The 22315-nt window shown below is 74.6% G+C and carries 27 protein-coding genes; 11 read left to right on the plus strand and 16 right to left on the minus strand.

The genetic code is table 11. The features are described from left to right. Positions 1 to 175: 175 nt before the first annotated feature. Entirely contained in the window at positions 176 to 379 is a 204-nt protein-coding gene (locus ACIGZJ_RS33040) for a DUF397 domain-containing protein (RefSeq protein WP_396460731.1), read from the minus strand. After that, the gene (locus ACIGZJ_RS33045; protein WP_396460732.1) at positions 372 to 1235 is read right to left on the minus strand and encodes a helix-turn-helix domain-containing protein; all 864 of its coding nucleotides are present in this window, start codon (positions 1233 to 1235) and stop codon (positions 372 to 374) included. The genes ACIGZJ_RS33040 and ACIGZJ_RS33045 overlap by 8 nt, the downstream gene beginning before the upstream one ends. A gap of 306 nt (positions 1236 to 1541) precedes the next feature. Between ACIGZJ_RS33045 and ACIGZJ_RS33050 the strand changes: the two genes are divergently transcribed. The 5 genes from ACIGZJ_RS33050 (at position 1542) to ACIGZJ_RS33070 (ending at position 2960) form a co-directional block, all read left to right on the plus strand. Then, the gene (locus ACIGZJ_RS33050; RefSeq protein ID WP_396460733.1) at positions 1542 to 1922 is read left to right on the plus strand and encodes an ATP-binding protein; all 381 of its coding nucleotides are present in this window, start codon (positions 1542 to 1544) and stop codon (positions 1920 to 1922) included. After that, a complete protein-coding gene (locus ACIGZJ_RS33055; protein WP_396460734.1) occupies positions 1919 to 2173 on the plus strand; it encodes a hypothetical protein in 255 nt (84 codons plus the stop codon). The genes ACIGZJ_RS33050 and ACIGZJ_RS33055 overlap by 4 nt, the downstream gene beginning before the upstream one ends. Then, on the plus strand, positions 2161 to 2400 hold the full coding sequence (locus ACIGZJ_RS33060; RefSeq protein ID WP_396460735.1) for a hypothetical protein: 240 nt from the start codon (positions 2161 to 2163) through the stop codon (positions 2398 to 2400). The genes ACIGZJ_RS33055 and ACIGZJ_RS33060 overlap by 13 nt, the downstream gene beginning before the upstream one ends. After that, the gene (locus ACIGZJ_RS33065; RefSeq protein ID WP_396460736.1) at positions 2397 to 2693 is read left to right on the plus strand and encodes a hypothetical protein; all 297 of its coding nucleotides are present in this window, start codon (positions 2397 to 2399) and stop codon (positions 2691 to 2693) included. Before ACIGZJ_RS33060 ends, ACIGZJ_RS33065 begins: the two co-directional genes overlap by 4 nt. 111 nt (positions 2694 to 2804) lie before the next feature. Beyond that, the gene (locus tag ACIGZJ_RS33070; RefSeq protein ID WP_396460737.1) at positions 2805 to 2960 is read left to right on the plus strand and encodes a hypothetical protein; all 156 of its coding nucleotides are present in this window, start codon (positions 2805 to 2807) and stop codon (positions 2958 to 2960) included. Between the two features lie 162 nt (positions 2961 to 3122). Here the strand turns inward: ACIGZJ_RS33070 and ACIGZJ_RS33075 are convergent, their stop codons facing one another. The 3 genes from ACIGZJ_RS33075 to ACIGZJ_RS33085 are packed head-to-tail and all read right to left on the minus strand — an operon-like array spanning position 3123 to position 5120. Further along, the gene (locus ACIGZJ_RS33075) at positions 3123 to 3890 is read right to left on the minus strand and encodes an SDR family NAD(P)-dependent oxidoreductase (protein ID WP_396460738.1); all 768 of its coding nucleotides are present in this window, start codon (positions 3888 to 3890) and stop codon (positions 3123 to 3125) included. 46 nt (positions 3891 to 3936) lie between these two features. Then, a complete protein-coding gene (locus ACIGZJ_RS33080) occupies positions 3937 to 4404 on the minus strand; it encodes an SgcJ/EcaC family oxidoreductase (protein WP_396460739.1) in 468 nt (155 codons plus the stop codon). Then, on the minus strand, positions 4401 to 5120 hold the full coding sequence (locus tag ACIGZJ_RS33085; protein WP_396460740.1) for an SgcJ/EcaC family oxidoreductase: 720 nt from the start codon (positions 5118 to 5120) through the stop codon (positions 4401 to 4403). Before ACIGZJ_RS33085 ends, ACIGZJ_RS33080 begins: the two co-directional genes overlap by 4 nt. Positions 5121 to 5227: 107 nt before the next feature. Between ACIGZJ_RS33085 and ACIGZJ_RS33090 the strand changes: the two genes are divergently transcribed. Further along, positions 5228 to 5674, plus strand: coding sequence for a MarR family winged helix-turn-helix transcriptional regulator (locus tag ACIGZJ_RS33090; RefSeq protein ID WP_396460741.1), 447 nt, complete (start codon positions 5228 to 5230; stop codon positions 5672 to 5674). Positions 5675 to 5734: 60 nt separating this feature from the next. Here the strand turns inward: ACIGZJ_RS33090 and ACIGZJ_RS33095 are convergent, their stop codons facing one another. Continuing rightward, on the minus strand, positions 5735 to 6460 hold the full coding sequence (locus ACIGZJ_RS33095; protein WP_396460742.1) for a DUF4386 domain-containing protein: 726 nt from the start codon (positions 6458 to 6460) through the stop codon (positions 5735 to 5737). A 105-nt stretch (positions 6461 to 6565) separates the two neighbouring features. Between ACIGZJ_RS33095 and ACIGZJ_RS33100 the strand changes: the two genes are divergently transcribed. Continuing rightward, on the plus strand, positions 6566 to 7294 hold the full coding sequence (locus ACIGZJ_RS33100) for a TetR/AcrR family transcriptional regulator (RefSeq protein ID WP_396460743.1): 729 nt from the start codon (positions 6566 to 6568) through the stop codon (positions 7292 to 7294). Positions 7295 to 7361: 67 nt separating this feature from the next. Here the strand turns inward: ACIGZJ_RS33100 and ACIGZJ_RS33105 are convergent, their stop codons facing one another. The 4 genes from ACIGZJ_RS33105 to ACIGZJ_RS33120 all read right to left on the minus strand — a co-directional run bounded on the left by ACIGZJ_RS33105 (position 7362) and on the right by ACIGZJ_RS33120 (position 11365). Beyond that, the gene (locus tag ACIGZJ_RS33105; protein ID WP_396460744.1) at positions 7362 to 8336 is read right to left on the minus strand and encodes an ABC transporter substrate-binding protein; all 975 of its coding nucleotides are present in this window, start codon (positions 8334 to 8336) and stop codon (positions 7362 to 7364) included. A gap of 85 nt (positions 8337 to 8421) precedes the next feature. Then, complete coding sequence (locus ACIGZJ_RS33110; protein WP_396460745.1) at positions 8422 to 9258, minus strand: ABC transporter ATP-binding protein; 837 nt, start codon at positions 9256 to 9258, stop codon at positions 8422 to 8424. After that, positions 9258 to 10304, minus strand: a complete 1047-nt coding sequence (locus ACIGZJ_RS33115) for a FecCD family ABC transporter permease (RefSeq protein ID WP_396460746.1) — start codon at positions 10302 to 10304, stop codon at positions 9258 to 9260. Before ACIGZJ_RS33115 ends, ACIGZJ_RS33110 begins: the two co-directional genes overlap by 1 nt. After that, positions 10301 to 11365: a FecCD family ABC transporter permease gene (locus tag ACIGZJ_RS33120; RefSeq protein WP_396460747.1), complete on the minus strand. Its 1065-nt coding sequence runs from the start codon at positions 11363 to 11365 to the stop codon at positions 10301 to 10303. The genes ACIGZJ_RS33115 and ACIGZJ_RS33120 overlap by 4 nt, the downstream gene beginning before the upstream one ends. A gap of 92 nt (positions 11366 to 11457) precedes the next feature. Between ACIGZJ_RS33120 and ACIGZJ_RS33125 the strand changes: the two genes are divergently transcribed. Next, positions 11458 to 12105: an HAD family hydrolase gene (locus ACIGZJ_RS33125; RefSeq protein WP_396460748.1), complete on the plus strand. Its 648-nt coding sequence runs from the start codon at positions 11458 to 11460 to the stop codon at positions 12103 to 12105. A gap of 31 nt (positions 12106 to 12136) precedes the next feature. Here ACIGZJ_RS33125 and ACIGZJ_RS33130 read toward each other — a convergent pair whose 3' ends face one another. After that, positions 12137 to 12385 carry a hypothetical protein gene (locus ACIGZJ_RS33130; protein WP_387942260.1) on the minus strand — a complete coding sequence of 83 codons (249 nt, stop codon included), beginning with the start codon at positions 12383 to 12385 and terminating at the stop codon, positions 12137 to 12139. A 509-nt stretch (positions 12386 to 12894) separates the two neighbouring features. Between ACIGZJ_RS33130 and ACIGZJ_RS33135 the strand changes: the two genes are divergently transcribed. After that, the gene (locus ACIGZJ_RS33135; RefSeq protein ID WP_392940740.1) at positions 12895 to 13278 is read left to right on the plus strand and encodes a cold-shock protein; all 384 of its coding nucleotides are present in this window, start codon (positions 12895 to 12897) and stop codon (positions 13276 to 13278) included. Between the two features lie 67 nt (positions 13279 to 13345). Here the strand turns inward: ACIGZJ_RS33135 and ACIGZJ_RS33140 are convergent, their stop codons facing one another. The 4 genes from ACIGZJ_RS33140 to ACIGZJ_RS33155 form a co-directional block, all read right to left on the minus strand. After that, positions 13346 to 14191 (minus strand): 1,4-dihydroxy-6-naphthoate synthase, encoded by an 846-nt coding sequence (locus tag ACIGZJ_RS33140; RefSeq protein ID WP_396460749.1) that lies wholly within the window; start codon positions 14189 to 14191, stop codon positions 13346 to 13348. Continuing rightward, on the minus strand, positions 14184 to 14933 hold the full coding sequence (locus tag ACIGZJ_RS33145; RefSeq protein WP_396460750.1) for a futalosine hydrolase: 750 nt from the start codon (positions 14931 to 14933) through the stop codon (positions 14184 to 14186). The genes ACIGZJ_RS33140 and ACIGZJ_RS33145 overlap by 8 nt, the downstream gene beginning before the upstream one ends. A gap of 10 nt (positions 14934 to 14943) precedes the next feature. Further along, positions 14944 to 15477 carry a hypothetical protein gene (locus ACIGZJ_RS33150; protein WP_396460751.1) on the minus strand — a complete coding sequence of 178 codons (534 nt, stop codon included), beginning with the start codon at positions 15475 to 15477 and terminating at the stop codon, positions 14944 to 14946. 115 nt (positions 15478 to 15592) lie between these two features. Beyond that, positions 15593 to 16921, minus strand: coding sequence for an MFS transporter (locus ACIGZJ_RS33155; protein ID WP_396460767.1), 1329 nt, complete (start codon positions 16919 to 16921; stop codon positions 15593 to 15595). 598 nt (positions 16922 to 17519) lie between these two features. Between ACIGZJ_RS33155 and ACIGZJ_RS33160 the strand changes: the two genes are divergently transcribed. Both ACIGZJ_RS33160 and ACIGZJ_RS33165 read left to right on the plus strand, forming a co-directional pair. After that, positions 17520 to 18401 (plus strand): DUF3027 domain-containing protein, encoded by an 882-nt coding sequence (locus ACIGZJ_RS33160; RefSeq protein WP_396460768.1) that lies wholly within the window; start codon positions 17520 to 17522, stop codon positions 18399 to 18401. A 278-nt stretch (positions 18402 to 18679) separates the two neighbouring features. Continuing rightward, positions 18680 to 21997, plus strand: coding sequence for a sacsin N-terminal ATP-binding-like domain-containing protein (locus tag ACIGZJ_RS33165; RefSeq protein WP_396460752.1), 3318 nt, complete (start codon positions 18680 to 18682; stop codon positions 21995 to 21997). A gap of 96 nt (positions 21998 to 22093) precedes the next feature. Here ACIGZJ_RS33165 and ACIGZJ_RS33170 read toward each other — a convergent pair whose 3' ends face one another. Further along, positions 22094 to 22306 (minus strand): hypothetical protein, encoded by a 213-nt coding sequence (locus tag ACIGZJ_RS33170; RefSeq protein ID WP_396460753.1) that lies wholly within the window; start codon positions 22304 to 22306, stop codon positions 22094 to 22096. Positions 22307 to 22315 lie beyond the last annotated feature (9 nt).

Consider the following 22315-nt stretch of genomic DNA (forward strand, 5'->3'; position numbering starts at 1 on the left):
CCGCCCCGGACGGCACGGTGTTCGGCCTCCTTCGCCCGCGCTCACGTGGCGCCGCGGCCCCGGGCTCGGTGTGGGGGGGGGTTGCCCGGCGGCGGCGGGGGGGGAGGGGGGGGGGCCCGCCTCCCCACTCCGAGGCGGCCCCTCGCTCGGGTCGAGCGAGGGGCCGCTGTTGGTCTCAGACGGTGGGGTGGGTGTGGTGGTCGAACTCGCCGGCCTTGGCGCCTTGGAGGAACTTGGCGAACTTGGCGGGGGTGGTGCGGATGATGATGTCGCCCTCGTCCGACTCGCGTAGCTCGACCAGCCCGTCGACGGTCCGGACCTCGACGCATGCATTGCTGGAGCCGGAATAGCTTGACTTCTGCCATGCGAGGCTACCCATGTTTACTCACTATTTCTTTCTTGACGGACTGGATGAAGTCTCGTGAGTCATCTTCCGTGAGGGCTACGGTAGCCATCCGGGCGAGGATCTCGCGGTAGCTTGCCAGGTGAGAGGGGGCATCGAAGAGTGGGCATCCGAAGCTGATGTCGATCTGCACGGTGTCCAGCTCGGGGACCGGACCCTGGGTATACGTGAAGTTCTCGCTGGGCCCGGGCAGGGACTCGATATCGAACGGAACCACCCGAACTGAGATGCCTGGGCTCTCGGGAGCTTTGATGAGTACATCGAGCTGCTCAGATAGGACTTTTGGGCCGCTGAACTGCATGCGGAGCGCGGCCTCGTGGACAAAGGCCGTGTAGGGCGTTGCGCCCGAGCGGACGACGTGTTGTCGCTGTAGGCGGAAGGCGGTCCTGAGGTCGACTTCGGATTGCGGCAGTGGAGGGATCGCTCGATCGAACACGGAGGCTGCATAGGCAGGGGTCTGAAGCAGCCCGGGAACGAAGGTAATCGTGTAGGTGGAGATCCTCTCGGCGTAGCCCTCCATCTCGGCCACGTCGAGCAGGTCGGTGGTCAGGTTGTTCCGGTACTTCTCCCACCACCCGTTCGCGCGGTCTCCGATCGTGTTGGCGAGGGCATCGATCAGCGGCTGATTGGTGCACATGCACACTGCAGCGATAGTTCGGAGGCGTTCCGCGCTGATCCCGGTCTTCCCCGCCTCCATCTGCGTGACCTGGGCTGGGCCGACTCCGATGGCGCGGGCGAGCTGGCTGCCGCCGAGGCCGGCTTGCTCTCGCATCCTGCGCAGCTCGGCACCCAGGCGACGCTGGCGAAGAGTCGGGTTGGGGCGGAGTGCCATGTCGTCCTCTCTGCGGGTACTGGTGTCAGTCTGCCGCGCTCGTGGCGCGTGGGTCCATCGGGGTCTTGGCCGTGCGAGCAGCCACGGTAGGGGGAACTTCTCGATCGCCGCCACAAATTTGTGGCGGCGTGCGTTATCGTCGTTCTCAGATCGATCCGATGGATCGTCAGTAACGCCTGTTTCCAGGGCAGTAGGCGCCTGCTGCCCTCGCACCGCAGAGCAGCCATGTCCTGGCCTGGCTCACGGTGGCGTATCCGCCGGTGATCGACGAACCCCTCTCCACTGACCTCATTCCGGAGGTTCCCCATGTGTGCCTTCAGCCTGCCCGAAGCCCCGCCCGACTGGTCCGCCGCCCGCGAGGAGCTGCGGGACGCCCTCGCCGCCGCCTCCTGGCCCGACGACCTCATCCAAGATGCCGAACTCGCCCTCTGCGAGCTGTTCGTCAACGCCTGGCGCCACGGCGGCAGCCCCGCGCCGACCGTGGTCGTCGTCCTGCTCGCCACCCGCACCCTGCGGGTCTCCGTCGCGGACGACAGCCCCGTCCTGCCCGAGCCCCGCCGCTCCGCCGACCCCTACGAGCTCTCCGGCCGGGGCCTGCACCTGGTCCGCTCCCTCACCCACCGCTTCGGGGCCAACCCCCGCAAGAACGGCAAGGCCGTCTGGTTCGAGCTGGACTGCGCCGCGTGAGCGCCCGCGAGCCGATCGCCCCGGACGACCCCCGGATGCGCGACTACACCGACGCCCAGATCACCACCCTCCTCGGCGAACTCCACACCCGGGGCAGCAGGTTCGGCATCCGCTGGGGCTCCGCCACCACCCTCGGCGGCACCGTCGACGGCCGCATCCTCATCGACTTCGGCAACGCCCCCGTCGCCACCCTCCTCAACCTCCTCCACCTCCTGCGCGACACCGGGAGGAACGAGCCGTGGGAGTCCTGATCCCGATGATCACCCAGGCGATCCACACCGAGCGCACCACCGTCGCCTACCTCGCCGTCGAAACCGTCCCCGACGCCGCCCTCCAGCTCCGCCTGGCCGTCGACCTCGACATCCAGGCCGGCCCCGGCGAGCACCTCGCCCTCCCCCTCACCCGCGACCAGGCCCACGACCTCCTCCACTCCCTCGCCGCCCACCTCGGCCACCGCGTCATCGGGATCCGCCGATGAGGACCGGCACCGCCGGCTTCCTGGTCGGCGCGGCCCTTCTCACCCTCCTCGCGCTGGCCCTGGCCACCGTCGCCCTCGGCGTCGTCACCGCCCTCAAGGTCAACGACGACACCCAGCCCCTCGCCCCGAAGCCGATCACCCGCCACGGCCGCTGGGAACTGCGCCAACTCCCCGACGGCACCACCGAGTACGCCTGGATCGCCCGCCAGGCCGGCCACTACGGCCCCGAAACCCACCACCGCAACACCACCCACACCACCACCCCCAGGGGCCGCCACCGCATACCCACCTGAGCGCGACACGAAGGCCCCCGCCCACCCAGGGCGAGGGCCTCGCCGCCATGAGCGGCGGGAGGACGGGGAACGAGATCGAGGATGAAGTCCACACCGAAGGAGTCAACGTCAGTGCCGGAGTTCGTTCCGCAGCGGAAGATCACCGAATTCATCAACGACGGTTTCGAGCACACCGCTTGGCGGCTGGAGACGAGGACGGGCTACCTGTCCGACCAGCTGATGCCCTCCTACGCGGACTTCCTCGGCCAGGTGCCCCCTGCCAGGTGAGCACCGACGGCCAGGTGAGCACCGACACCGTCGGCCGGGGCATCGCACAGGAGGACTGCTCCCCGCCCCGCGCCACGGGCGAGCGGGGGCCGTCCCCCGGGGGCCGGCGGGCACGAGTCACCTGGTCGCGGGCCTCGCGGCCGGGTGGACCGGTGCGGTCCGTCAGCCGTGGCCGAGGGCGGCGAGGGCCGTGCGGCGGGGGAGGAGCCGGGCGGCGGCCGCAAGGATCCGCGCGCTGCGGCCTGTGACGACCGTGGGCCGCCGGCGCCGGTGCAGGGCGGCGAGCGCGGCGTCGACCACCCTCTCGGGTGTCTGGACCAGCCAACCGGGCACGTCGCGATGCGGCTGCGACTCGGTGGCCGTCATCCCCGGGCAGAGGCCCAGTACGTAGACCCCCGCGGCCCGTTGCTCGGCCCACAGCGACTCCGAGAGCGACGTCACGAAGGCCTTGGTGGCGCTGTACACCCCGAGCCCCGGGGCCGGGGCGAAGGCGAGCGTGGAGGACATGTTCAGCAGGGCGTCGCCGGGTCGGGCCGCGGCCAGGAAGGCGTGGGCGAGGGCGACCAGGGCGTCGCAGTTGAGATGCATCGCCTCCAGCGCCCGGGCGAGCGGCACGTCGGTGAAGCCCCCTTCCGCCGCGGCTCCGGCGTTGTTGACCAGCAGGTGCACGCGGCGGCTCGCGAACACCTCGGCGGTCCGTTCCCGGCCGACCGCGGTCGCGAGGTCCGCGACGAGGTACTCGTGGCCCGGACCGAGCTCCTCGGTCAGCGCACGCAGCCGGTCCTCCCGGCGGGCCACGGCGATGACGTGGAAGCCCTCCGCTGCCAGCCGCCGGGCGAAGGCGCGGCCGATGCCCGTGCTCGCCCCGGTCACCAGCGCCGTGCGCGGCGGTGGCGGGTCGCCGGCCCCCGGTGGACTCGCTTCGGCCATGGTGGTGGCGCTCCTTCCGTGAGGTGGGCCCGGCAGGCCCGGCCGCTCAGTGCGCGGCCGGCCGGGTGGCGGGCTGGAGGCGGAACGAGAGGGCCTCCAGGAGGCGCTTGCGCCCGGTCTTCTGGACGGCGGCGATCCGCCAGTCGCCCCCCGGCTCCCGGACGACCGTGTAGGTGGCGAGCTTGCCGAGGCGCTTCGGGCGGCCCTTGTGGACGTCGCCGCGGGTGAGGACGACGGCGGTGTCCGGGCCGAGCAGGCGGAGCTCGGTGATCTCCAGGCTCAGCTCGGTGCCCTTGAGGAAGCCGTCGAACAGGGCCTGGTGGGCGCGGCCGATCTCGGGCCCGCCCCGGTAGACGGTGCCGGTGTAGGTGACGTCGGTGGCGTCCGCGGTGAACTGCTCGCCGTAGGCGGCGCCGTCGCCGCGGCCCCAGGCGGTGCGGCTGCGCTCCAGCAGGGCGCGGATCGCGGCGGCGTCGGCCTCACGGGCGGGGTTGACGGGGGTGTGCGTGCTCACTTCTCGGCCTCCGGCCTGGTCGACGGGTCCCACAGGAACGAGATGCGCTCCATGACGGACTGGCGCTGGGTGTTGTGGAAGGCGGCGATGCGCCAGCTGCGGTCGTTCTGGCGGACCAGCGTGTACGACTGCGTCTTGGACAGCTCGGCCAGCTTCTTGGGCTTGCCGGTGTAGGTGTCGCCGCGGCTGGTGACCACCGCGGTGTCGGGGCCGTAGAAGCGGATGCCGAGGAAGGAGTCGGCCAGTCTGGTGTCCTTCAGGAACCCGCCGAACAGGGCCTGGTGGGCCTCGGTGATGTCGCGGCGCCCCTGGTAGTGGGTGCCGACGTAGGTCGTGTAGGTGGCGTCGGCGGTGAAGTGCCCGCCGTACGCGGTGGCGTCGCCGGCCCCCCAGGCCTCGGCCAGCGAGTGCAGCGTGTCGCAGACCGCCCGCTGGTCCTCGGCCGCGGCCGATCCGGCGGGGGTGGGGGTGACGGCCGGGGCGACCGCGGTGCAGTCGCTCTGGCCGAGGTTCCGCACCTCGGAGGTGGCGTCGAGCCACAGGTAGCCGGAGCCGGCGGCCACGGCCAGCGCCAGCGCGGTCGCGCCGAGGACGCGCTTGACGGTGCGGCGGCGGGTGCGGCGCTTGGGCGCCGGGTCGGTGGCAGGCGGTGCCCCGGTGACAGTGGGCTCGGCCGGTTCGACGGGTCCGGTCGGAGCGTCGGTGGTGACAGGCATGGTGGTCCCCTCCCCGTGGTAACTTCCTTGAGGAAGTTACTGTGTCGAAGATTTCTCTTCTCTGAGGAAGAGATTATGGAGAGGGGGAGCCCGTGTCAACGCCTGCCATGCGATCCGACGCGAGCGAGGTCTACCGTCGGTACCTGAGCGCGGTGATGCTCCACGGCCACGCGAGCGCCCGGGCGTGCGAACTCGGTGCCACCGACCTGTACGCGCTGAACATCCTTGAACTGGCCGGGGCGATGACCCCCGGCGAGCTGAGCGCGCGCACCGGCCTGACGACCGGTCCGACCACCCGCCTGATCGACCGGCTGGAGCAGGCCGGCTACGTGCGCCGCGCACCCGACCCCGGCGACCGGCGCAAGGTCATCGTCGAGCCGCTCGGCGGGCCCGCCGACCTCGACCGCGTCATGGGCCCCGCGCGGCGGCGGATCGGCGAGATCCTCGGGGGCTACTCGCCCGAGCAGCTCGAAACCCTCTTCGACTACTTCGTCCGCGCCGCCGAGGCCTACCGGGCGTCGGCCGAGCAGCTGCGCACCGGCGACGAGGACTGACGCCGACGGGCCCCTCGCCGATCGGCGAGGGGCCCGTCACGTGCGGTGGAGCCGGGTGGATCAGTGGGCGGCCGCCACCGCGGCGAAGGTCCGGGCGTCCGTCGGCGCGGCGGCGGCGGGCGCATCGAAGCCCTTGGCGATGAGCCGGACGGCGAGCGAGACCTCCCACGCGAACACCGGCAGGGCGGCGAGCGAGCCCGGTACGGAGACCTGCTCGTAGAGCCCGAACAGCACGGCGGTCGCCGAGGCGCAGATCAGTGCGCCGCCGACCAGCCCCAGCACGGCGATGAACCGGGGCACCAGCCGCGCGCGGTACATCAGGTACGCCAGCAGCAGGGTGTTCATGCCCAGGGCGACGTTGGGGCCGAGCAGGAACGTCCAGTCGTGGACGGCCACCAGGGCCCGGTCAGCCGCGGCGAGGGGCGCTGCGCCGGTGCCCGGCGCTCCCGCCGGGCCCTGTCGCAGCGTCACCAGCGCCAGGACGCCGACGATGCCGACGGCGATGACGGCCGCCTCCATCAGGCGGCCGCAGACGTAGCCCAGCGCGATCGCCTCGCCGCGCCGCCGCAGGACGGGGTACAGGGCGACCCCGGTGCCGACGACGGCGGCCACCAGGACCACCTCGCACAGCGCCCCGAGAAGGGCCCGGGTGTCGGCGCCGGGGGAGATGACGGGCTCCGCCGCGCCGAGCAGCGGGCGGTAGAGGGCGGCCCCCGCGATCGCGGCGACCTCGGTCACCAGGAACAACACGCCCGCGACCATCGCGGTCCTTCGCTCTGAGCCCATGGCCGGTTTCCTCTCCGTCCGTCATCGGGTGTACGGCGTACACCTGGTGATTAAGGTAGGCGTACGCCGTACACTCGTCAAGTCCCTTCACGAGGAGAGGTCGAGATGGCACAGGAGACGGAGACCGCCCGGCGGGTCCCCCTGAACCGGGAGCGGGTGCTGCGGGCCGCCGTCGCGCTCGCCGACGACGGCGGGATCGAGGCGCTCAGCATGCGCAGGCTCGCCCAGGAGCTGGGTGTCGTGCCGATGGCGCTCTACAAGCACGTGGCCAACAAGGAACAGCTGCTGGACGGCATGGTGGACGCCGTCGTCGGCGGGATCGACCCCCCGCTCGGCGGGCCCGACTGGAAGGCCGTGGTCCGGCACCGGATCCTCTCGGCCCGGCAGGTGCTGCGCCGCCACCGCTGGGCGTCCCGGGTGATCGAGTCGCGGCCCGGGCCGACCCCGGCCGTGCTGGAGTACCTGGACTCGATGATCGGGATCTTCCGGGCCGGCGGTCTCTCCGCCGATCTCACCCACCACGTGATGCACGCGATGGGCAGCCGCCTGCTGGGCTTCACCCAGGAACTGTTCGACGCGTCTGCGGACGCCGCGGACACCGCGGCGGCCGCGGCAGATCCCGCCGCCCAGGAGGCCGCGCTCCGCGCGATGGCGGAGCGGTACCCGCACATCGCGGAAATGGCCACCGCCGCCGCCCATGTCGAGGGCTCCGGCGAGGGCTCCGCCGTGAGTCCCGGCTGCGACGACCAGTTCGAGTTCGAGTTCGCCCTGGATCTGCTCCTGGACGGGTTCGAGCGGCTCCACCACCAGGGCTGGACGTCCGCCGACCGGTAGGCCGGACCGGCCCCTCCGACGGTGAGGCCAGGCCCCGCGCTCAGGCCCCGCACCCAAGGCTTCGCGCTCAGGCCCCCAGGAACCGCTGGAGCTCGGCGAGGACGAAGTTGGCCCCGGTGTAGCCGATGCCCTGGAACCAGAGCCGGTCGTCGACCTCGAACGCGCGGTGGGCCCGGACGGCGCCCAGCGCCTGCCAGCCGGGGCTCGCCAGCACGCCGGGGGTGCCGGCCCGGCCCGGGTCACCGTAGGTGGCGTACACCAGCAGGTCGGCGTCGGCCCTGGCGATCTGGTCGGGCGGGATCTCCACGTCGAACTGGTCGACGTTCTGTGCGTCCGGGCGGCCGAGCCCGACGTCGGCGAGCACCGTGCCGAGGAAGTTCTGCCGCCCGTACAGCCGGATCGGGGCGCCCTCGACGAAGCGGACCACGCTGACCCGGCGCCCGGCCGCCTTGGCGGAGGCCAGCGCCTGGACCGTCTGGGAGACGTGCCGCTGGTAGGAGCTCACGAAGGCGGCGGCCGCCGCCTGGCGGCTGAGCGCCTGGGCGTGCAGTTGGAAGTTCGCCTTCCACGGCGCGCCCGTGGTCTGGCTCAGCACCGTGGGCGCGATCGCCCGCAGCTGGTCGTAGCGGGCGCCGTCCCTGGTCTGGTTGGAGAGGATCAGATCGGGCCGCAGGGCACGGATCGCGGCCAGGTCCGGGGCGCCGATGTCGCCGACCCGGGTGATCCCGGCGACCCGCGAGGCCGGCCAGTACCCCGGGAACCCGGCGTCCGCGGCCGCCAGCGCGACGCCGACCGGGGTGATGCCGAGGGTCAGCGCGGAGTCGAACTCGGCGGTGTCCAGGGTGACCACGCGCCTCGGCGCACCCGGCACGGCGACCAGCCCGGTGGCCGCGGTGACGGTGGCGTCGGGCACGGGCGTCGGGCTGGGCGAGGCCTCCGGCGGAGCGCTGTCCAGCGGAGGCGCGGTGTGCCGCGTGCTGCACCCGGCGAGGGCGGCCGCACCGAGCCCCGCGAGCAGGGTGCGGCGGGAGATCGGGGGCATCGACGGTCCTCCGACGGGTTCGGACGGCGGGCTCGGACAGGGGCGGACGCGGCTGTCGGCGCGTCGATTATGTCCGAATTGCCCGCTAGGCGTCCGCCTTCACCGCCCACGGCGCGCCCGGCACGACCAGCGGGGTGCCGGTGACCGGGTCGGGGACGACCACGGACTCCAGCCCGAACACCTCGCGGACCAGCTCGGCCGTCACCACCTCGCCCGGCGCCCCCTGGGCGACGATCCGCCCGTCGCGCATCGCGACCAGGTGGTCGGCGTACCGGGCGGCCTGGTTGAGGTCGTGCAGGACCGCCACCACCGTCCGCCCGCGCTCGACGTTCAGCCGGCGCACCAGGTCCAGCACCTCCACCTGGTGGGCGATGTCCAGGAAGGTGGTCGGCTCGTCCAGCAGCAGGATGTCGGTGCCCTGGGCGAGCGCCATCGCGATCCAGGCCCGCTGCCGCTGGCCGCCGGAGAGCTCGTCCACGCTGCGCTCGGCCAGCTCGGCGGTCGAGGTGCGCTCCAGCGCCTCCGCCACCGCCTCCTCGTCCTGCTCCGACCACTGCTGCCACCAGCTCTGGTGCGGCTGGCGGCCGCGCGAGACCAGGTCGGCCACCGAGATGCCCTCCGGCGCGGTGGGGGACTGCGGGAGCAGCCCGATCCGCTGGGCGATCCGCTTGGTGGGCACGCGCGCCAGCTCGGCGCCGTCCAGCAGCACGGCGCCGCGCACCGGCTTCAGCAGCCGCCCGAGCGCCCGCAGCAGCGTCGACTTGCCGCAGGCGTTCGGCCCGACGATCACCGTGACCCGGCCCTCGGGCACCACCAGGTCCAGCCCCTCGACGACCGTGCGCGCCTCGTAGGCGAGGGTCAGGCCGCGGGCTTCGAGACGGGGGGCGGGCACCGGGCGGGCGGCCGTCGGCTGGGCGGACATCAGGAACCTCCACGGCGGGAACGGATCAGCAGCCACATCAGGTAGGGCGCGCCGACCAGGCCGGTCACCACGCCGACCGGCAGCTCGGTGGGCGCGAGCAGCCGCCGGGCCAGCAGGTCGGCCAGCACGACCACCAGCGCGCCCGTCAGCGCCGAGCAGAGCAGCGGGATCTGGGCCGAGCGGGCCAGCCGCAGGGCGATCTGCGGGGCCATCAGCGCGACGAAGTCGACCGGGCCGGCCGCGCCCGCCGCGCAGGAGGCCAGCACGATGCCGAGCAGCGCCATGCCGAGCCGGATCCGGTCCAGTCGCAGGCCCAGCCCGACGGCGGTGGCGTCGTCGAAGGAGATCGAGCGCTGGGCCCGCGCCGCCCAGAGCGCCACCGGCACGGCGGCCAGCAGCACCCAGGCGAGCCAGCCGGCCTGGTCGTAGCCGGAGCCGTTGAGGCTGCCGGTCATCCAGACCTTGGCGGCCTGGGCCTGGAAGCCGTCGCCCTTGGTGAGGAAGACGGAGGTGAGCGAGGAGAGCGCGACGCTGATGCCGATGCCGATCAGCACGAAGCGCTGGGCGTGCAGGCCGCGCCGCCAGGCCAGCGCGTACACCAGCAGGCCGGCCGCGAGACCGCCCACGACGGCCGCGTACGGCACCTGGCCGGTGGAGTCGACCACGCCGTACGCCATCAGGCCGACCACGACGGAGGTGGCGCCCCAGGAGACCCCGACCACGTCGGGGCTGGCCAGCGGGTTGCGGGCGACGGTCTGGATCAGCGCGCCGGCCAGGCCGAGCGCGGTGCCGACGAGCAGGCCGACCACCACCCGGGGGAGCCGGAACTCGCCGACCACCAGCTCGTGCGGGCTGGGCTGCCCGAGCACCACCTTCAGCACCTCGCCGGGTGCGACGGTCGACTCGCCGAGGCAGAGCGAGGCGACCACGGTGGCGGCGAGCGCCAGCAGCAGCCCGCCCGCCGCGAGGGCGGAGCGGCGGTGCAGCAGGAAGGAGGCGCGGCCGGCGCGCAGCACGGTGTAGCCGCGCAGGGGGATCGCACTCACGCCGCCACCACCTTGCGGCGCCGGACCAGGGCGACCAGCACCGGCACCCCGACCAGGGCGGTCATCACACCGGCGGGCACCTCGGACGGCGGGAAGAGCACCCGGCCGAGCGCGTCGGCGAGCAGCAGCAGCGCCGGACCGAGCACGGCGGAGAGTCCGAGCACCCAGCGGTGGTCGGCGCCGGCCACCGCGCGGGCGGCGTGCGGCACGGCGAGGCCGACGAAGGCGATCGGCCCGGCCGCCGCGACCGCCGAGCCGGTCAGCACGGTGGCGCCGAGCGCGCCCACCGCCCGGACCAGCCCGGTCTTGGCGCCGAGCCCCTTGGCGGTGTCGTCGCCGAGCGCCAGCGCGTCCAGGCCCCGCGCCACCGAGAACACCAGCACCGTGCCGACCAGCAGGAACGGCAGCAGCTGCCAGGCCACGTCGGCGGTCCGCCCGGAGAGCGAGCCGACGTGCCAGAAGCGGAACTGGTCCATGGTGGCGGCGTCGGTGGTGAGCACCAGGGTGTTCAGCGAGGCGATGAACGCGGACATCGCGGAGCCGGCCAGGGCCAGCTTGATCGGGGTGGCCCCGCCCCGGCCGCGCCCGGCCAGCCCGTACACCAGCACGGTCGCGATCACGGCGCCGGCGAAGCCGAACCAGACGTACCCGGTGAGCGTGGAGATTCCGAACCCGGAGATGGCCACCACCACGCCGGCCGCCGCGCCCTGGCTGACGCCGAGGATGCCCGGGTCGGCGATCGGGTTGCGGGTGATGCCCTGCATCACGGCCCCGGCCAGGCCGAGCGCCGCGCCGACGGCGAGGCCGACCACCGTGCGCGGCACCCGCAGCTCGCGGATCACCACGGCGTTGGTGGAGTCGCCGCCGTGCAGCAGCGCGTCGACGGTCTCGCTGAACGGGATGGTGCGGCTGCCGACCGCCAGGCTCAGCAGCACCGCGGCGACCAGCAGGGCCAGCGCGGCGGCGAGCCACAGTATTCGGCGCCGCAGCAGGCGCCGTTTGCCGGGCGCGGCGGCCGGTGCGGGCCCGGGGACGGGCGCCGGGGCGATGGTGTCGGTCATGGGCTCGCTCTCGCAGATAGCTCAGGCAAACCTAAGTTCCCTGCTGAAGCCGGGGCAAATCGCCTGCCGACCCGGTTGGATAGCCTGACGGTATGCCTACGCTCCCGGACGCCCCGCTCACCGTCGGCTTCGACCTCGACATGACCCTGCTGGACACCCGGCCCGGGATCAGGGCGACATACGTCGCGCTGGCGGCCGAGACCGGCACGTACATCGACGCGGACCTGGTGGTGACGAGGCTCGGGCCGCCGCTCCTGGACGAGCTGCGGAACTGGTTCCCGGCCGAGCGGGTGCCGGCGGTCGCCGACCGCTACCGCGAGCTGTACCGGGAGCACGCCTTCGCCCCCACCGTGGCGCTGCCCGGCGCCTACGCCGCCGTCGACGCGGTCCGCGCCCACGGCGGCCGGATCGCGGTGATCACCGGCAAGTACGAGCCGAACGCCCGGCTGCACCTGGAGCACGCGGGCCTGCACGCGGACGCACTGGTCGGCGACCTCTGGGCGGAGACCAAGGGCGACGCGCTGCGCGAGCACGGCGCGAGCGTCTACGTCGGCGACCACCTCGGCGACATCCGGGGCGCCCGGCACGCCGACGCCGTCGCGGTCGGGGTGGCCACCGGCCCGTACGGCGCCGCGGAGCTGCTGGCGGCGGGTGCGGACGTGGTGCTGACGGACCTCACGGAGTTCCCGGACTGGCTGGCCGGCCACCTGGCGGCGGCGAACCGGACCCGGGCGAACTGAGCCCGGGCGGACTGAGCCCGGGCCGGACCTGTTAGGCCCGGGCCTCGGCCCGGGCACGGACCCGGCGGCGCTGGGCACGGGCGGAGAGCAGCAGCCCGGTCAGCGCGAGCAGGAAGCCCAGCGGCATCAGCATGCTCAGCCAGTACGCGGCCGTCGGCAGCGGCGTGAGGTCCAGGAACAGCGGGACGAAGGTGACCAGGGTGGCGAGCGCGCCCAGCCCGAAGACGATCGTTCCGGCCTTGACGTAGGCGTCGCCGCGGTCGGTGCTCTGGCTGCTCATCGGGTCGCTCCTCAGCGGTCGGTCTGCCCCACGGGCGGGTCCAGTCTCGCAGAGGCCGCCGACGACCGGGGCCGCGGACCACCGAGGCCGCCGGCCACCGGGGCCTCCGACGACCGGGGCCTCCGACGACCCCGCCGGGCGTGCGGGTCGTCACGTTGCGCAGTTTCTCGGCAGCTGGGAGTTTTGATCCCTGCTGGGCGGGGGTATGCAGGCTGTGCCGAGGGGCGCGACACCGCGCCCCGTCTCCTCAGACCGGGGGTGTGAGCCAGTGGAAAGCGCGAAGTCGCGCCCCGGCCATGCCAGTCCCTGGTCGCCCGCGGCCGGCAGAGCCCCGTACGGATCTTCCGCGGAACGCGGATGAGGCAGTGACGGACCGTTAGTCTGCTCTCTACAGCGTGCTGACCATGAGCGCTCCCGGGGTGGAGCGGCGGTCGGCCCGCCCTCCCCACCACCCAGAGATCCCCGGCCAGGGCCGGGATCCCTCACACCCACATCGAGGACTGTTCGAGATGCCCACCGGCCAGGTCAAGTGGTTCAACGAGACGAAGGGCTTCGGCTTCCTGTCGCGCGACGACGGCGGCGACGTCTTCGTCCACACCAAGGCGCTGCCCGCCGGTGTCACCGTGCTGAAGCCGGGCCAGCGGGTCGAGTTCGGCGTGGTCGCGGGCCACCGCGGCGACCAGGCGATGGGCGTGCAGCTGCTGGACGCGCTGCCGTCGGTGGCCGCCGCCCAGCGCAAGAGCCCGGACGACATGGCGGCGCTCGTCCAGGATCTGATCTCCATCCTGGACGGGGTGCTGCCGGGCCTGCAGCACGGCCGGTACCCGGCCAAGCCGGCCGGTCAGCAGCTGGCCGTCCTGCTGCGCGCGGTGGCGGAACAGTTCGACGTGTGACGCCGCTCGCCCCGGCCTGGAGAACCGGTCGGGGAGCGGTCCGAGGGTCCTGGAAACCCTGGAAGCCCTAGAAGTCCAGCGCACCCGGGTCGAGTGGGGGTACCAGCCCCTCGGCGGCGGCCCGGGTGAGCAGCGCGCGCACGGCGGCGTAGCCCTCCTCGCCGAGGTCCGCGCTGAACTCGTTGACGTACAGCCCGATGTGCTGGTCGGCGACGGCCGGATCCATCTCCTGCGCGTGCGCCAGCACGTACTCCCGGCTCGCCGACGGATCCGCCCAGGCCTGCCGGACGGAGGCCCGGATCGCCTCGGTGATCGCGCGCAGCCGCTCGGCGCCGAGCGAGCGCCGCGCGACGATCGCGCCGAGCGGGATCGGCAGACCGGTCTCCCGCTCCCAGGCCTCGCCCATGTCGGCCAGGCTGCGCAGCCCGTACTGCTGGTACGTGAAGCGGGCCTCGTGGATGACCAGGCCGGCGTCCACCCGGCCGTCCCGGACGGCGGGCATGATCTCGTGGAACGGGAGGACGACGATCCCGCCCAGCCCGCCGGGCACCGCCTTGGCCGCCCAGAGCCGGAACAGCAGGTAGGCGGTGGAGCGCTCGGAGGGGACGGCCACGGTCTTCCCGCTGAGGTCGTCCGAGGTCTCCGGCCGGGTCAGCACGAGCGGGCCGCAGCCGCGGCCCAGCGCGCCGCCGCAGGGCAGCAGGGTGTACTCCTCCAGCACCCAGGGCAGCGCGCCGTAGCTGATCTTCAGCACGTCCAGCTCGCCGCGCTCGGCCAGGCCGTTGGTGATGTCGATGTCCGCGAAGGTCACCTCGGGCGCGTCCGCGCCGGGCACCAGGCCGTGCGCCCAGGCGTGGAACACGAAGGTGTCGTTCGGGCAGGGCGAGTAGGCGATGCTCAGCCGTTCAGCCACGACGGGCCTCCTTCAGCAGCTCCGGGCAGGGCAGCGCGCCGAAGGCCCGCTCCAGCGCGGCCAGCGCCTCGCCGATCCGCCAGGCGGCCCGGTCGCGCGGGCCCACCGGATTGGAGACGGTGCGCAGTTCGAACACCGGCAGGCCGTGCCGGGCGGCTGCCTCGGCCACCCCGAAGCCCTCCATCGCCTCGGCCACCGCGTGCGGGTGACGGGCGGTGAGGGCGGCGGCGCGCTCGGCGCTGCCGGTGACGGTCGAGACGGTGAGGACGGTGCCGGTGACGGCTCCCAGGGCGTCCGCGGCGAGTGCCACCGCGGCCGGGGCGGGGGTGTGCCGGACGGTGCCGAAGCCGAGCTCGGTGACGTCCGCGAAGCCCTCCGCGGTCTCGGCGCCCAGGTCGGCGGCGACGATCGCGTCGGCGACCACGGTGGAGCCGACCGGCGCGTGCGGGGCGAAGCCGCCGCCGATGCCGGCCGAGACCACCAGGCCGTAGCGGCGGGCGCCCAGCGCGGCGGCGGCGGCCGAGGCGGCGGCGGCCGGGCCGACCCCGCCGGCCAGCACGTCCACCGGCACGCCCGAGGCGTGTTCGGCGCGGTACAGCTCCCCGCCCGGCACCGGCAGCGCGCGGGCGGGCTCCCGCAGGCCGCGCAGTACCGCCTGGGCCTCGGCGGGCACCGCGACGACGACGAGCAGCCCGGCCCGCTCGGGGCCGGACTGCTCGTCGTCGAAGGTGCGGACGGTCATCGGGGGACCGTCAGGCGACCTGGGTGTTCAGCTTGAAGTACCAGACCGCGTAGATCGCGTCCGGCTGCTTCGGGTCCGACTCGACCACGGTGATCACGGTCTTGCCGGAGGCGTTCAGCGCGTTGGTCGCGGGCACCGAGCCGGAGAACGTCGAGCCCTTGGCCGCCGGGGCGAGGATGAAGCGGCCGCCCTGGGCCTGGCCGCCGCCGTTGGTGTTGGCCCACCAGCCGCGGTCCGCCACGGTCGGCGTCACGCCGACGCCGATCCGGTCGCTGGCGACCACGTCGGAGGTGGGCAGGCCGCCCTTCTCCAGGGCCTCGCCGGCCTTGGTCTGGCACTCGTCCTGCTGCTCCTCGGTGAGCGGCTGGCCGTTGTTGAAGCAGAACGGCTCCACCTCGGTCGACGAGGTGCCGACGGTGAGGGTCGCGCGGTGGTCGCTGGGCTGGTCCTGGCCCGTCGCGAAGGCGATGGACCCGCCGACCGTGCCGGCGCCGATCACGACGACGGCGCCGAGGGCGGCGATGACACGGGTGCTGAGGCTCATGCGTCAGAGGCTACCGGGCTTTGCCGATCACGCTACGCGGGGGTCGGCAACCGCGTGTTGTGCCCACCCGGCCGGGTCCGGGACGGCCGGCCGGGGAGCCCGCGGACCGGACGCCTCAGGCGACCCGGGGCGCGGCCGCCCGGCGGCGGACCCCCACCTTGACCAGCGAGCGGAGCGTCCACAGCAGCACCAGTCCGACCACCCCGACCGCCACCCACAGGCCCAGCGCGCCGTCCAGCGGCAGCAGGATGCCGACCGTGCCGCCCACCACCCAGGACAGCTGCAGCAGCGTCTCCGACCGGGCGAACGCCGAGGTCCGCACCGCCTCCGGGACGTCCCGCTGGATCACCGCGTCCAGCGCCAGCTTGCCCAGCGAGGCGGCCAGCCCGGCGACGGCCGCGACCACCACCACCGTCACCACCCCGTACCAGAGCGCCGCGGCCGTGGCCGCCATCGTGGCCAGCAGCAGCATGCTGGTCAGGATCACCTCGGAGCCCCTGGTCCGCAGCCACGAGCCCAGCACCGACCCGAGCGTGTTGCCCGTCCCGGCCGCCAGTGCCACCAGGCCCAGGGCCACGGTCGGATCGAGCCCGCCGATCGGGTCGTCACGCAGCAGGAACGCCAGGAACATCACCAGGAAGCCGACCAGCCAGCGCAGCGCCGACATCGCCCGCAGCCCGAGGATCACCGACGGGCCGACCGTGCGCAGGGTGGCCTTCGGCGGCTGGGTGCCGTGCACCTCGGAGTGCAGGACGGCCCGCTCCTCGCCCTTGGCGGAGTCCACCTTGTGCGGCAGGTGGAAGGCCATCAGGGTGCCGACCACGAACACCAGGAAGGCTCCGCGCAGCGGCCAGCCCGGGCCGATCAGGTGCAGCAGCCCGCCCACCCCGGCGGCCACCCCGGTGGCCAGCAGTCCGGCCAGGGTGACCCGGGAGTTCGCCTTGACGAGGGACAGCCGGCTCGGCAGCAGCCGGGGCACCACGACGCTGCGCACCACCCCGTACGCCTTGGACGCCACCAGTACGCCCAGCGCCTCCGGGTAGAGCGCGATCCCGCCGCCGGACACCGTGCCGGCCATCGTCCAGGCCAGCACCGCGCGGGCCAGCATCGACATCGCCATCGCGGCCCGGCGGCCGTGCGGCAGCCGGTCCAGCAGCGGGCCGATCACCGGGGCGAGGAGGGCGAACGGCGCCATGGTGATCAGCAGGTAGAGCGCCACCCGGCCGCGGGCCTCGCCGGTGGGCACCGAGAAGAAGATGGTGGACGCCAGCGCGATGGTGATCAGCATGTCGCCGAAGGAGTTCAGCGCGTGCAGCTCGATCAGTTTGGCGAGACCGGACTCGCCGGCGCCCTCGGCGGAGGTGGCCTTGCGGATCCGCCGGCCGGTGCCGTGCACCACCCGGCCGGTGCGGGCGCCGGCGGCGGAGGCGGTGCGGACCAGCAGGTTGCGGCGCGGCTCGTCCTCCTCCTCGGATCCGTCGTAGCCGTCGTTCGCGTTGGTCGCGGCGGTCGCGTCGGGGGACGTGTCCGGATGCTTGACGAGGTCCACCGCGTCGGTGGGATCCACCGGTTCGATGGGATTCGCGGGACCGGTGGTGACCGGTGCGGGCGGCCCGGAGCCGTCCACCGGCTGCGGTTCGCCCGCAGAGTGGACCGGAGGCTGCTGCCGCGGCACGGCGCCCGCCTCGTCGGGGTTGCCGGCCTGCGAGGCACGCAGTGCGTGCTGCGGCGGTTTTTCGTCCGCCACAAGCCCATCCTGCCCCAGAATCGGGATGGCAACGCGGGATTCCGCTCCGCTCGGCGCGGCCTCCGCGGGCCGGCCGCCGCCCCGGACTGTGCCGGGTGGCCGACCGACGGGTAGCCTGCCCAGGGTCCGCCTCAGCGCTGCCGGGTCGCCGGCCGGAGCGGATGAGCGGCGCGGCCGGTACCCGCAGCGGCCCGTGGTCGCGCAGAATGGACGAGGGACACCGCGCCGCGACGGACAGGCAACACGCCGTGGGCAACAGAAGAACTGGGAGAGAATCGACGCCGTGAGTGCTGCGATGCGAAGCCGTACCCCTGATCGGCTCTGTGCCGAGGCCGTCGAAATCGCCCGGCAGGCAGCAGACGAGGCCGTCGGAGCAGAGACCGTGGGGGCCCACCTCGGCGTCCAGGCGGACGCCGACCGCGTCGTCACCCACACCTTCGAGTGCCTGGACGCCGCCTACCGGGGCTGGCACTGGGCCGTCACCGTCGCCCGGGCGCCGCGCGCCAAGAACGTGACCCTGGACGAGGTCGTCCTGCTGCCCGGCCCGGACGCCGTCCTGGCCCCGCAGTGGGTGCCGTGGAGCGAGCGGCTGCAGCCGGGCGACATGGGTCCGGGTGACCTGCTGCCCACCGACGCCGACGACCTGCGCCTGGAGCCCGGCTGGACCGGCGAGGACGAGCCGGCCCCGAACTCCGCGGTGGCGCTGGTCGCCGAGGAGGACGTGGTCGTCAGCGACCCGGACATCCAGCCCGCTCCGGCGCGCGCCCAGATCGGCGCCATCGCCGCGGAGCTCGGCCTGGGGCGTTCCCGGGTGCTCTCCCGGCTCGGCCTGCACCTGGCCGCCGACCGCTGGGAGAAGGCCCACGGTCCGCAGACCCCGATGGCCCAGGCCGCTCCGGCGTCCTGCGCCAGCTGCGGGTTCCTGATCCCGATCGGCGGCTCGCTCGGCCAGGCCTTCGGCGCCTGCGGCAACGAGTTCGGCCCCGCCGACGGCCAGATCGTCTCCTTCGCGTACGGCTGCGGCGGGCACTCCGAGGCGGCCGTCATCCCGGCTCCGCCGGCGCCGTCCGAGCTGATCCTGGACGAGTTGGTGGTCGAGCCGCTGCAGCTCCACCCGGACCGCACCTCGGGCTCGGTGGAGCCCGACGCGCCCGCCGAGGAGCTCGGCCACTCCTGAGCCTCTCCAGCCCGCGCCCGGTACCGCCCGCGGCCCGCCCACCGGACAGGTGCGGCGGGCCGCGGCGGTTTCCGGGGCGGCGGCGGTTTCGGGCGGCAGCAGTTTCGGGCGGCAGCGGTTTTCGGTGCCGCGTTCGTTTCCGGAGCGCAGGCCCGGTGCCGCGTCGGTGGCCGGGGCCGTGGACGGGCCGCGGCCGGGCGGCCCGGTCGGGAGCAGTCCCGCCGGCAAGGAAGAATGCCCCCGTACGAAGTACAGGGCGGCGGAAGGCGGCAGGTCCAGTGGAACCTCGGATCATCGGCAGCGGCACGGACGAGCACCTCGCGGACCACTTCGGCAGCGCCGGGCTGCGCCGACGGGTGCTGGACGCCTGGGCCGCCTCCCCGGCCCGGTTCCGGGAGGACGCCAACGCCGAGGAGGAGCTCGCCCTCGGCGGCTACCGCGACCGCCTGGTCGTCGAGTTGGCGCAGAACGCGGCCGACGCCGCGGTCCGCGCGGGCGGCGCCCCGGGCCGGCTGCGGCTCACCCTCGCCGACGGCGTGCTGGCCGCCGCCAACACCGGCGCCCCGCTGGACGCCGCCGCCGTCGAATCGCTCTCCACCCTGCGGGCCTCCTCCAAGCGAGTCGACGAGCAGCCCACCGTCGGCCGGTTCGGCGTCGGCTTCGCCGCCGTCCTCGCCGTCACCGACGAGCCCGCCGTGCTCGGCGCCGGCGGCGGTGTGCGCTGGTCGCTCGGGGAGGCCCGCTCGCTCGCCGAGGCGCAGCCCGCGCTGGCCGACGAACTGCGCCGCCGGGACGGCCATGTGCCGCTGCTGCGCCTGCCGTTCGCCGCCGAGGGCCCGGCCCCCGACGGGTACGACACCGTGGTGGTGCTGCCGCTGCGCGACGCCGCCGCCGAGGACCTCACCCGCCGCCTGCTGGCCGGCATCGACGACGCCCTGCTGCTCACCCTGCCCGGCCTCGCCGAGGTCGTGGTGGAGACCCCGGACGGCACCCGCACCCTCACCCGCTCCGCCACCGGGCCGCGCCCCGACGGCGTCACCGAGGCCGTCACCGAGGTCGTCGTCACCGACGACGCCGACGGGCGGCTGCGGCAGACCGTCTGGCAGACCGCCGGCGCCTCCGGCACCCTGGACGCCGCGCTGCTCGCCGACCGCCCCACCGAGGAGCGCGCCCGCCCGTACTGGACGGTGACCTGGGCCGTACCGGTCTCCGCCGACGGCACCCCGCAGCAGCCCGGGATCGCCCCCGTGCTGCACGCGCCCACCCCCAGCGACGAGCCGCTCGGCCTGCCCGCCCTGCTGATCGCCTCCTACCCGCTGGACTCCACCCGGCGCCACGTCGCCCCCGGCCCGCTCGCCGACTTCCTCACCGAGCGCGCCGCCGACAGCTACGCCGACCTGCTGCGCGCCCGCGGCGGCGACCTCGGCTCGCTCGGCCTGGTGCCCGGCCCGCTCGGCCAGGGCGCGCTGGACAACGCGCTGCGCGCCGCCGTCCTCGGCCGGCTGCCCGGCACGCCGTTCCTGCCGCACCCGGCACCGGTCGAGGAGGGCACGCCCGCGCTGCGCCCCCGGGACGCCACGCTGCTGGAGGGCGCGGACGGCTCGGTGGTGGAGGCGCTGGCGCCGATCTTCCCCGGGCTGCTGCCGGCCGGCCTGGAGCGCCGCACCGAGCTGCGGGTGCTGAACGTGCGCCGGGTGCCGCTCGCCGAGGTGGTCGACCAGCTCGGCGGGCTGGACCGCGAGCCCGCCTGGTGGCGCAACCTGTACGCGGCGCTCGGTGCGGCCGACCCGGAGGCGCTCGGCGCGCTGCCCGTCCCGCTCGCCGACGGCCGGACGGTCACCGGTCCGCGCCGGGTCCTGCTGCCCTCGGAGGACGCCGACTGGGCCGCCTACCCCGGCTACCCCGAGTCGCTGGCCGGCGCCCTCGCGCTGCTCGACCTGCGGCTCGCCCACCCGGAGGCCGCGCACCCGCTGCTGGCCAAGCTCGGCGCCGCCACCGCCACCCCGGCCGGGGTGCTGGACACCCCCGAGGTGCGGGCCGCCGTCGCCCGCTCCTACGAGCTGGCCGAGGACGACCTCGACGCCGCCGTGGACTTGGCGGACTCCGTGCTGGCCCTGGTCAAGGCGGCCGCCCCGGGCGTCGGCGAGCACCCCTGGCTGGCCCGGCTCGCGCTCCTGGACGACGAGGGCGAGCCGGCCCGCGCGGGCGAGCTGATCCTGCCGGACAGCCCGCTCGCCGCGCTCGCCCGCGAGGAGGACGCCGGCTGGGTGGACGACGAGCTGCTGGAGCGCTGGGGCCCCGAAGTCCTCACCGCCACCGGTGTGCTGGCGGACTTCGTGCTGGTCCGCGCCGAGGACGTGGTGCTCGACCCGGACGACCTGGAGCGGCTCGACCCGAGCGCCCCCGCCGACCGCGCGGCCGGCGGCCGTGCGACCGGGCTGCTGGACGAGGCGCCCGACGGCCTCGCCGAGTGGGCCGAGGACGCCCTGGAGGCGCTGCACGCCGACGACGTCGACACCGCCGGTGTGCCGCCGGTCGCCGCCGAGCTGCTCGCCGTCCGCGACCTCGACCTGGTGGACGACGACGCCTGGCCGCAGGCGCTCGCCGCGCTCGCCCGCCCGCCGTACCGCGACGCGGTGGTCAACCCCGTCCGCACCCTGCTGCCGGACGGCTCCTACGCGGACCTGCCCCCGTACACCGCCTGGTGGCTGCGCGACCACCCGGTGCTGGACGGCCGCGAGCCGGCCGGCCTGCGCGCGGCCGGCGCTGACCCGCTGCTGCGCGGCCTCTACGACGAGGCGCGGACCACCCTGGACGAGCAGTTCCTGCACGCGCTGGGGGTGCGCACCACGCTGGCCGCGCTGCTCGCCGAACCGCACGGCCCGGACGAGCTGCTGGACCGCCTCACCGACCCGGCCTCCGTCGTCGGGCACCGCCAGCTGCACGGTGTGCACAGTGCGTTGGCCAGGGTCGACGTCGAGCGGATCGAACCCCTGGACGTGGTGCGGGCGCTGCCGCCGCTGGACCGGGAGACCGGCCGCCGCCCGGCGCACACGGTGATCGTGGACGCCACCGAGGCGGTCGTCGCGGACGCCCCCGACCTGGTCCAACTCCTGCACGCGTACCCGCTGTTGCCGGTCGCCCCGGCGCTGGCCGCCGACCTCGCCGAGCGGCTGCACGTCTCGCTCGCCAGCGAGGTGGCCGGCGGCCGGGTGCTCTCCGAGGGGAGCCTGCACCGGGTCCCCGCCGTGGTGCGGGAGTTGCTGCCGGGCTGCCCGGTCGCCTACGAGGAGCACGAGGAGCTGCTGGTGGTCGGCCCGGACGGCGAGGAGGCCGCCGTGGACTGGCGCTGGGACGCCGCGGCGGACACCCCGGAGGCGCCCTACGACCCGGATGCCGCCGAAGCGGCCGACGAGGACGACGAGTTCGAGCTGCCGCCGGCGCCCGGACTGCTGCACGCCGCCACCCCGGAGGGCCTGGCGGCAGGCCTGGCCTGGTCGGTCGGCCAGTGGCACCGGCGCTTCGAGGTGCTGGCCGCCCTCACCGAGCCGGACCGGGCCTACGAGCTCTCCGCCGCCCGGGACTTCGAGGGCTGAGCGGGGTCCGGGAGCTGAGCGGGCTCAACGGGCTCAACGGGCTGATCGGGCTTCGAGGGCCCGACGGGCTGACGGCCTCCTGCTGATGCGATCCGCTCAGCGGGAGGCCCGCCCGGTCAGCCGGAGGTAGATCCAGACGGTCGTGCCCGGCCAGACCGCTGCCAGCAGCACCAGCGCCGTGCTCCGCTGCCAGGGGGCCGGGTCGATCAGCGCGCCGATCCCGGCCAGCGCCAGGGCCAGCAGGGCGACCGCCAGCAGTCCGCCGAGGAAGGCGGTGAACGCCTCCACGTTTCCGTCCCTGCGCGCCATCCGGCACCC

Origin of the sequence: Kitasatospora sp. NPDC052868, from assembly GCF_044547105.1 — a bacterium.
GTDB lineage: Bacteria > Actinomycetota > Actinomycetes > Streptomycetales > Streptomycetaceae > Kitasatospora.

Excerpts from the sequence above, each read along its gene's own strand:
- ACIGZJ_RS33110 (WP_396460745.1), bottom strand. The coding sequence starts at position 9,258 with ATGTCCGCCCAGCCGACGGCCGCCCGCCCGGTGCCCGCCCCCCGTCTC.
- ACIGZJ_RS33130 (WP_387942260.1), bottom strand. The coding sequence starts at position 12,385 with ATGAGCAGCCAGAGCACCGACCGCGGCGACGCCTACGTCAAGGCCGGA.
- ACIGZJ_RS33090 (WP_396460741.1), top strand. The coding sequence starts at position 5,228 with ATGCGATCCGACGCGAGCGAGGTCTACCGTCGGTACCTGAGCGCGGTG.
- ACIGZJ_RS33050 (WP_396460733.1), top strand. The coding sequence starts at position 1,542 with ATGTGTGCCTTCAGCCTGCCCGAAGCCCCGCCCGACTGGTCCGCCGCC.
- ACIGZJ_RS33125 (WP_396460748.1), top strand. The coding sequence starts at position 11,458 with ATGCCTACGCTCCCGGACGCCCCGCTCACCGTCGGCTTCGACCTCGAC.
- ACIGZJ_RS33160 (WP_396460768.1), top strand. The coding sequence starts at position 17,520 with ATGCGAAGCCGTACCCCTGATCGGCTCTGTGCCGAGGCCGTCGAAATC.
- ACIGZJ_RS33145 (WP_396460750.1), bottom strand. The coding sequence starts at position 14,933 with ATGACCGTCCGCACCTTCGACGACGAGCAGTCCGGCCCCGAGCGGGCC.
- ACIGZJ_RS33045 (WP_396460732.1), bottom strand. The coding sequence starts at position 1,235 with ATGGCACTCCGCCCCAACCCGACTCTTCGCCAGCGTCGCCTGGGTGCC.
- ACIGZJ_RS33120 (WP_396460747.1), bottom strand. The coding sequence starts at position 11,365 with ATGACCGACACCATCGCCCCGGCGCCCGTCCCCGGGCCCGCACCGGCC.
- ACIGZJ_RS33040 (WP_396460731.1), bottom strand. The coding sequence starts at position 379 with ATGGGTAGCCTCGCATGGCAGAAGTCAAGCTATTCCGGCTCCAGCAAT.
- ACIGZJ_RS33105 (WP_396460744.1), bottom strand. The coding sequence starts at position 8,336 with ATGCCCCCGATCTCCCGCCGCACCCTGCTCGCGGGGCTCGGTGCGGCC.
- ACIGZJ_RS33095 (WP_396460742.1), bottom strand. The coding sequence starts at position 6,460 with ATGGGCTCAGAGCGAAGGACCGCGATGGTCGCGGGCGTGTTGTTCCTG.
- ACIGZJ_RS33065 (WP_396460736.1), top strand. The coding sequence starts at position 2,397 with ATGAGGACCGGCACCGCCGGCTTCCTGGTCGGCGCGGCCCTTCTCACC.
- ACIGZJ_RS33075 (WP_396460738.1), bottom strand. The coding sequence starts at position 3,890 with ATGGCCGAAGCGAGTCCACCGGGGGCCGGCGACCCGCCACCGCCGCGC.
- ACIGZJ_RS33085 (WP_396460740.1), bottom strand. The coding sequence starts at position 5,120 with ATGCCTGTCACCACCGACGCTCCGACCGGACCCGTCGAACCGGCCGAG.
- ACIGZJ_RS33135 (WP_392940740.1), top strand. The coding sequence starts at position 12,895 with ATGCCCACCGGCCAGGTCAAGTGGTTCAACGAGACGAAGGGCTTCGGC.
- ACIGZJ_RS33100 (WP_396460743.1), top strand. The coding sequence starts at position 6,566 with ATGGCACAGGAGACGGAGACCGCCCGGCGGGTCCCCCTGAACCGGGAG.
- ACIGZJ_RS33150 (WP_396460751.1), bottom strand. The coding sequence starts at position 15,477 with ATGAGCCTCAGCACCCGTGTCATCGCCGCCCTCGGCGCCGTCGTCGTG.
- ACIGZJ_RS33170 (WP_396460753.1), bottom strand. The coding sequence starts at position 22,306 with ATGGCGCGCAGGGACGGAAACGTGGAGGCGTTCACCGCCTTCCTCGGC.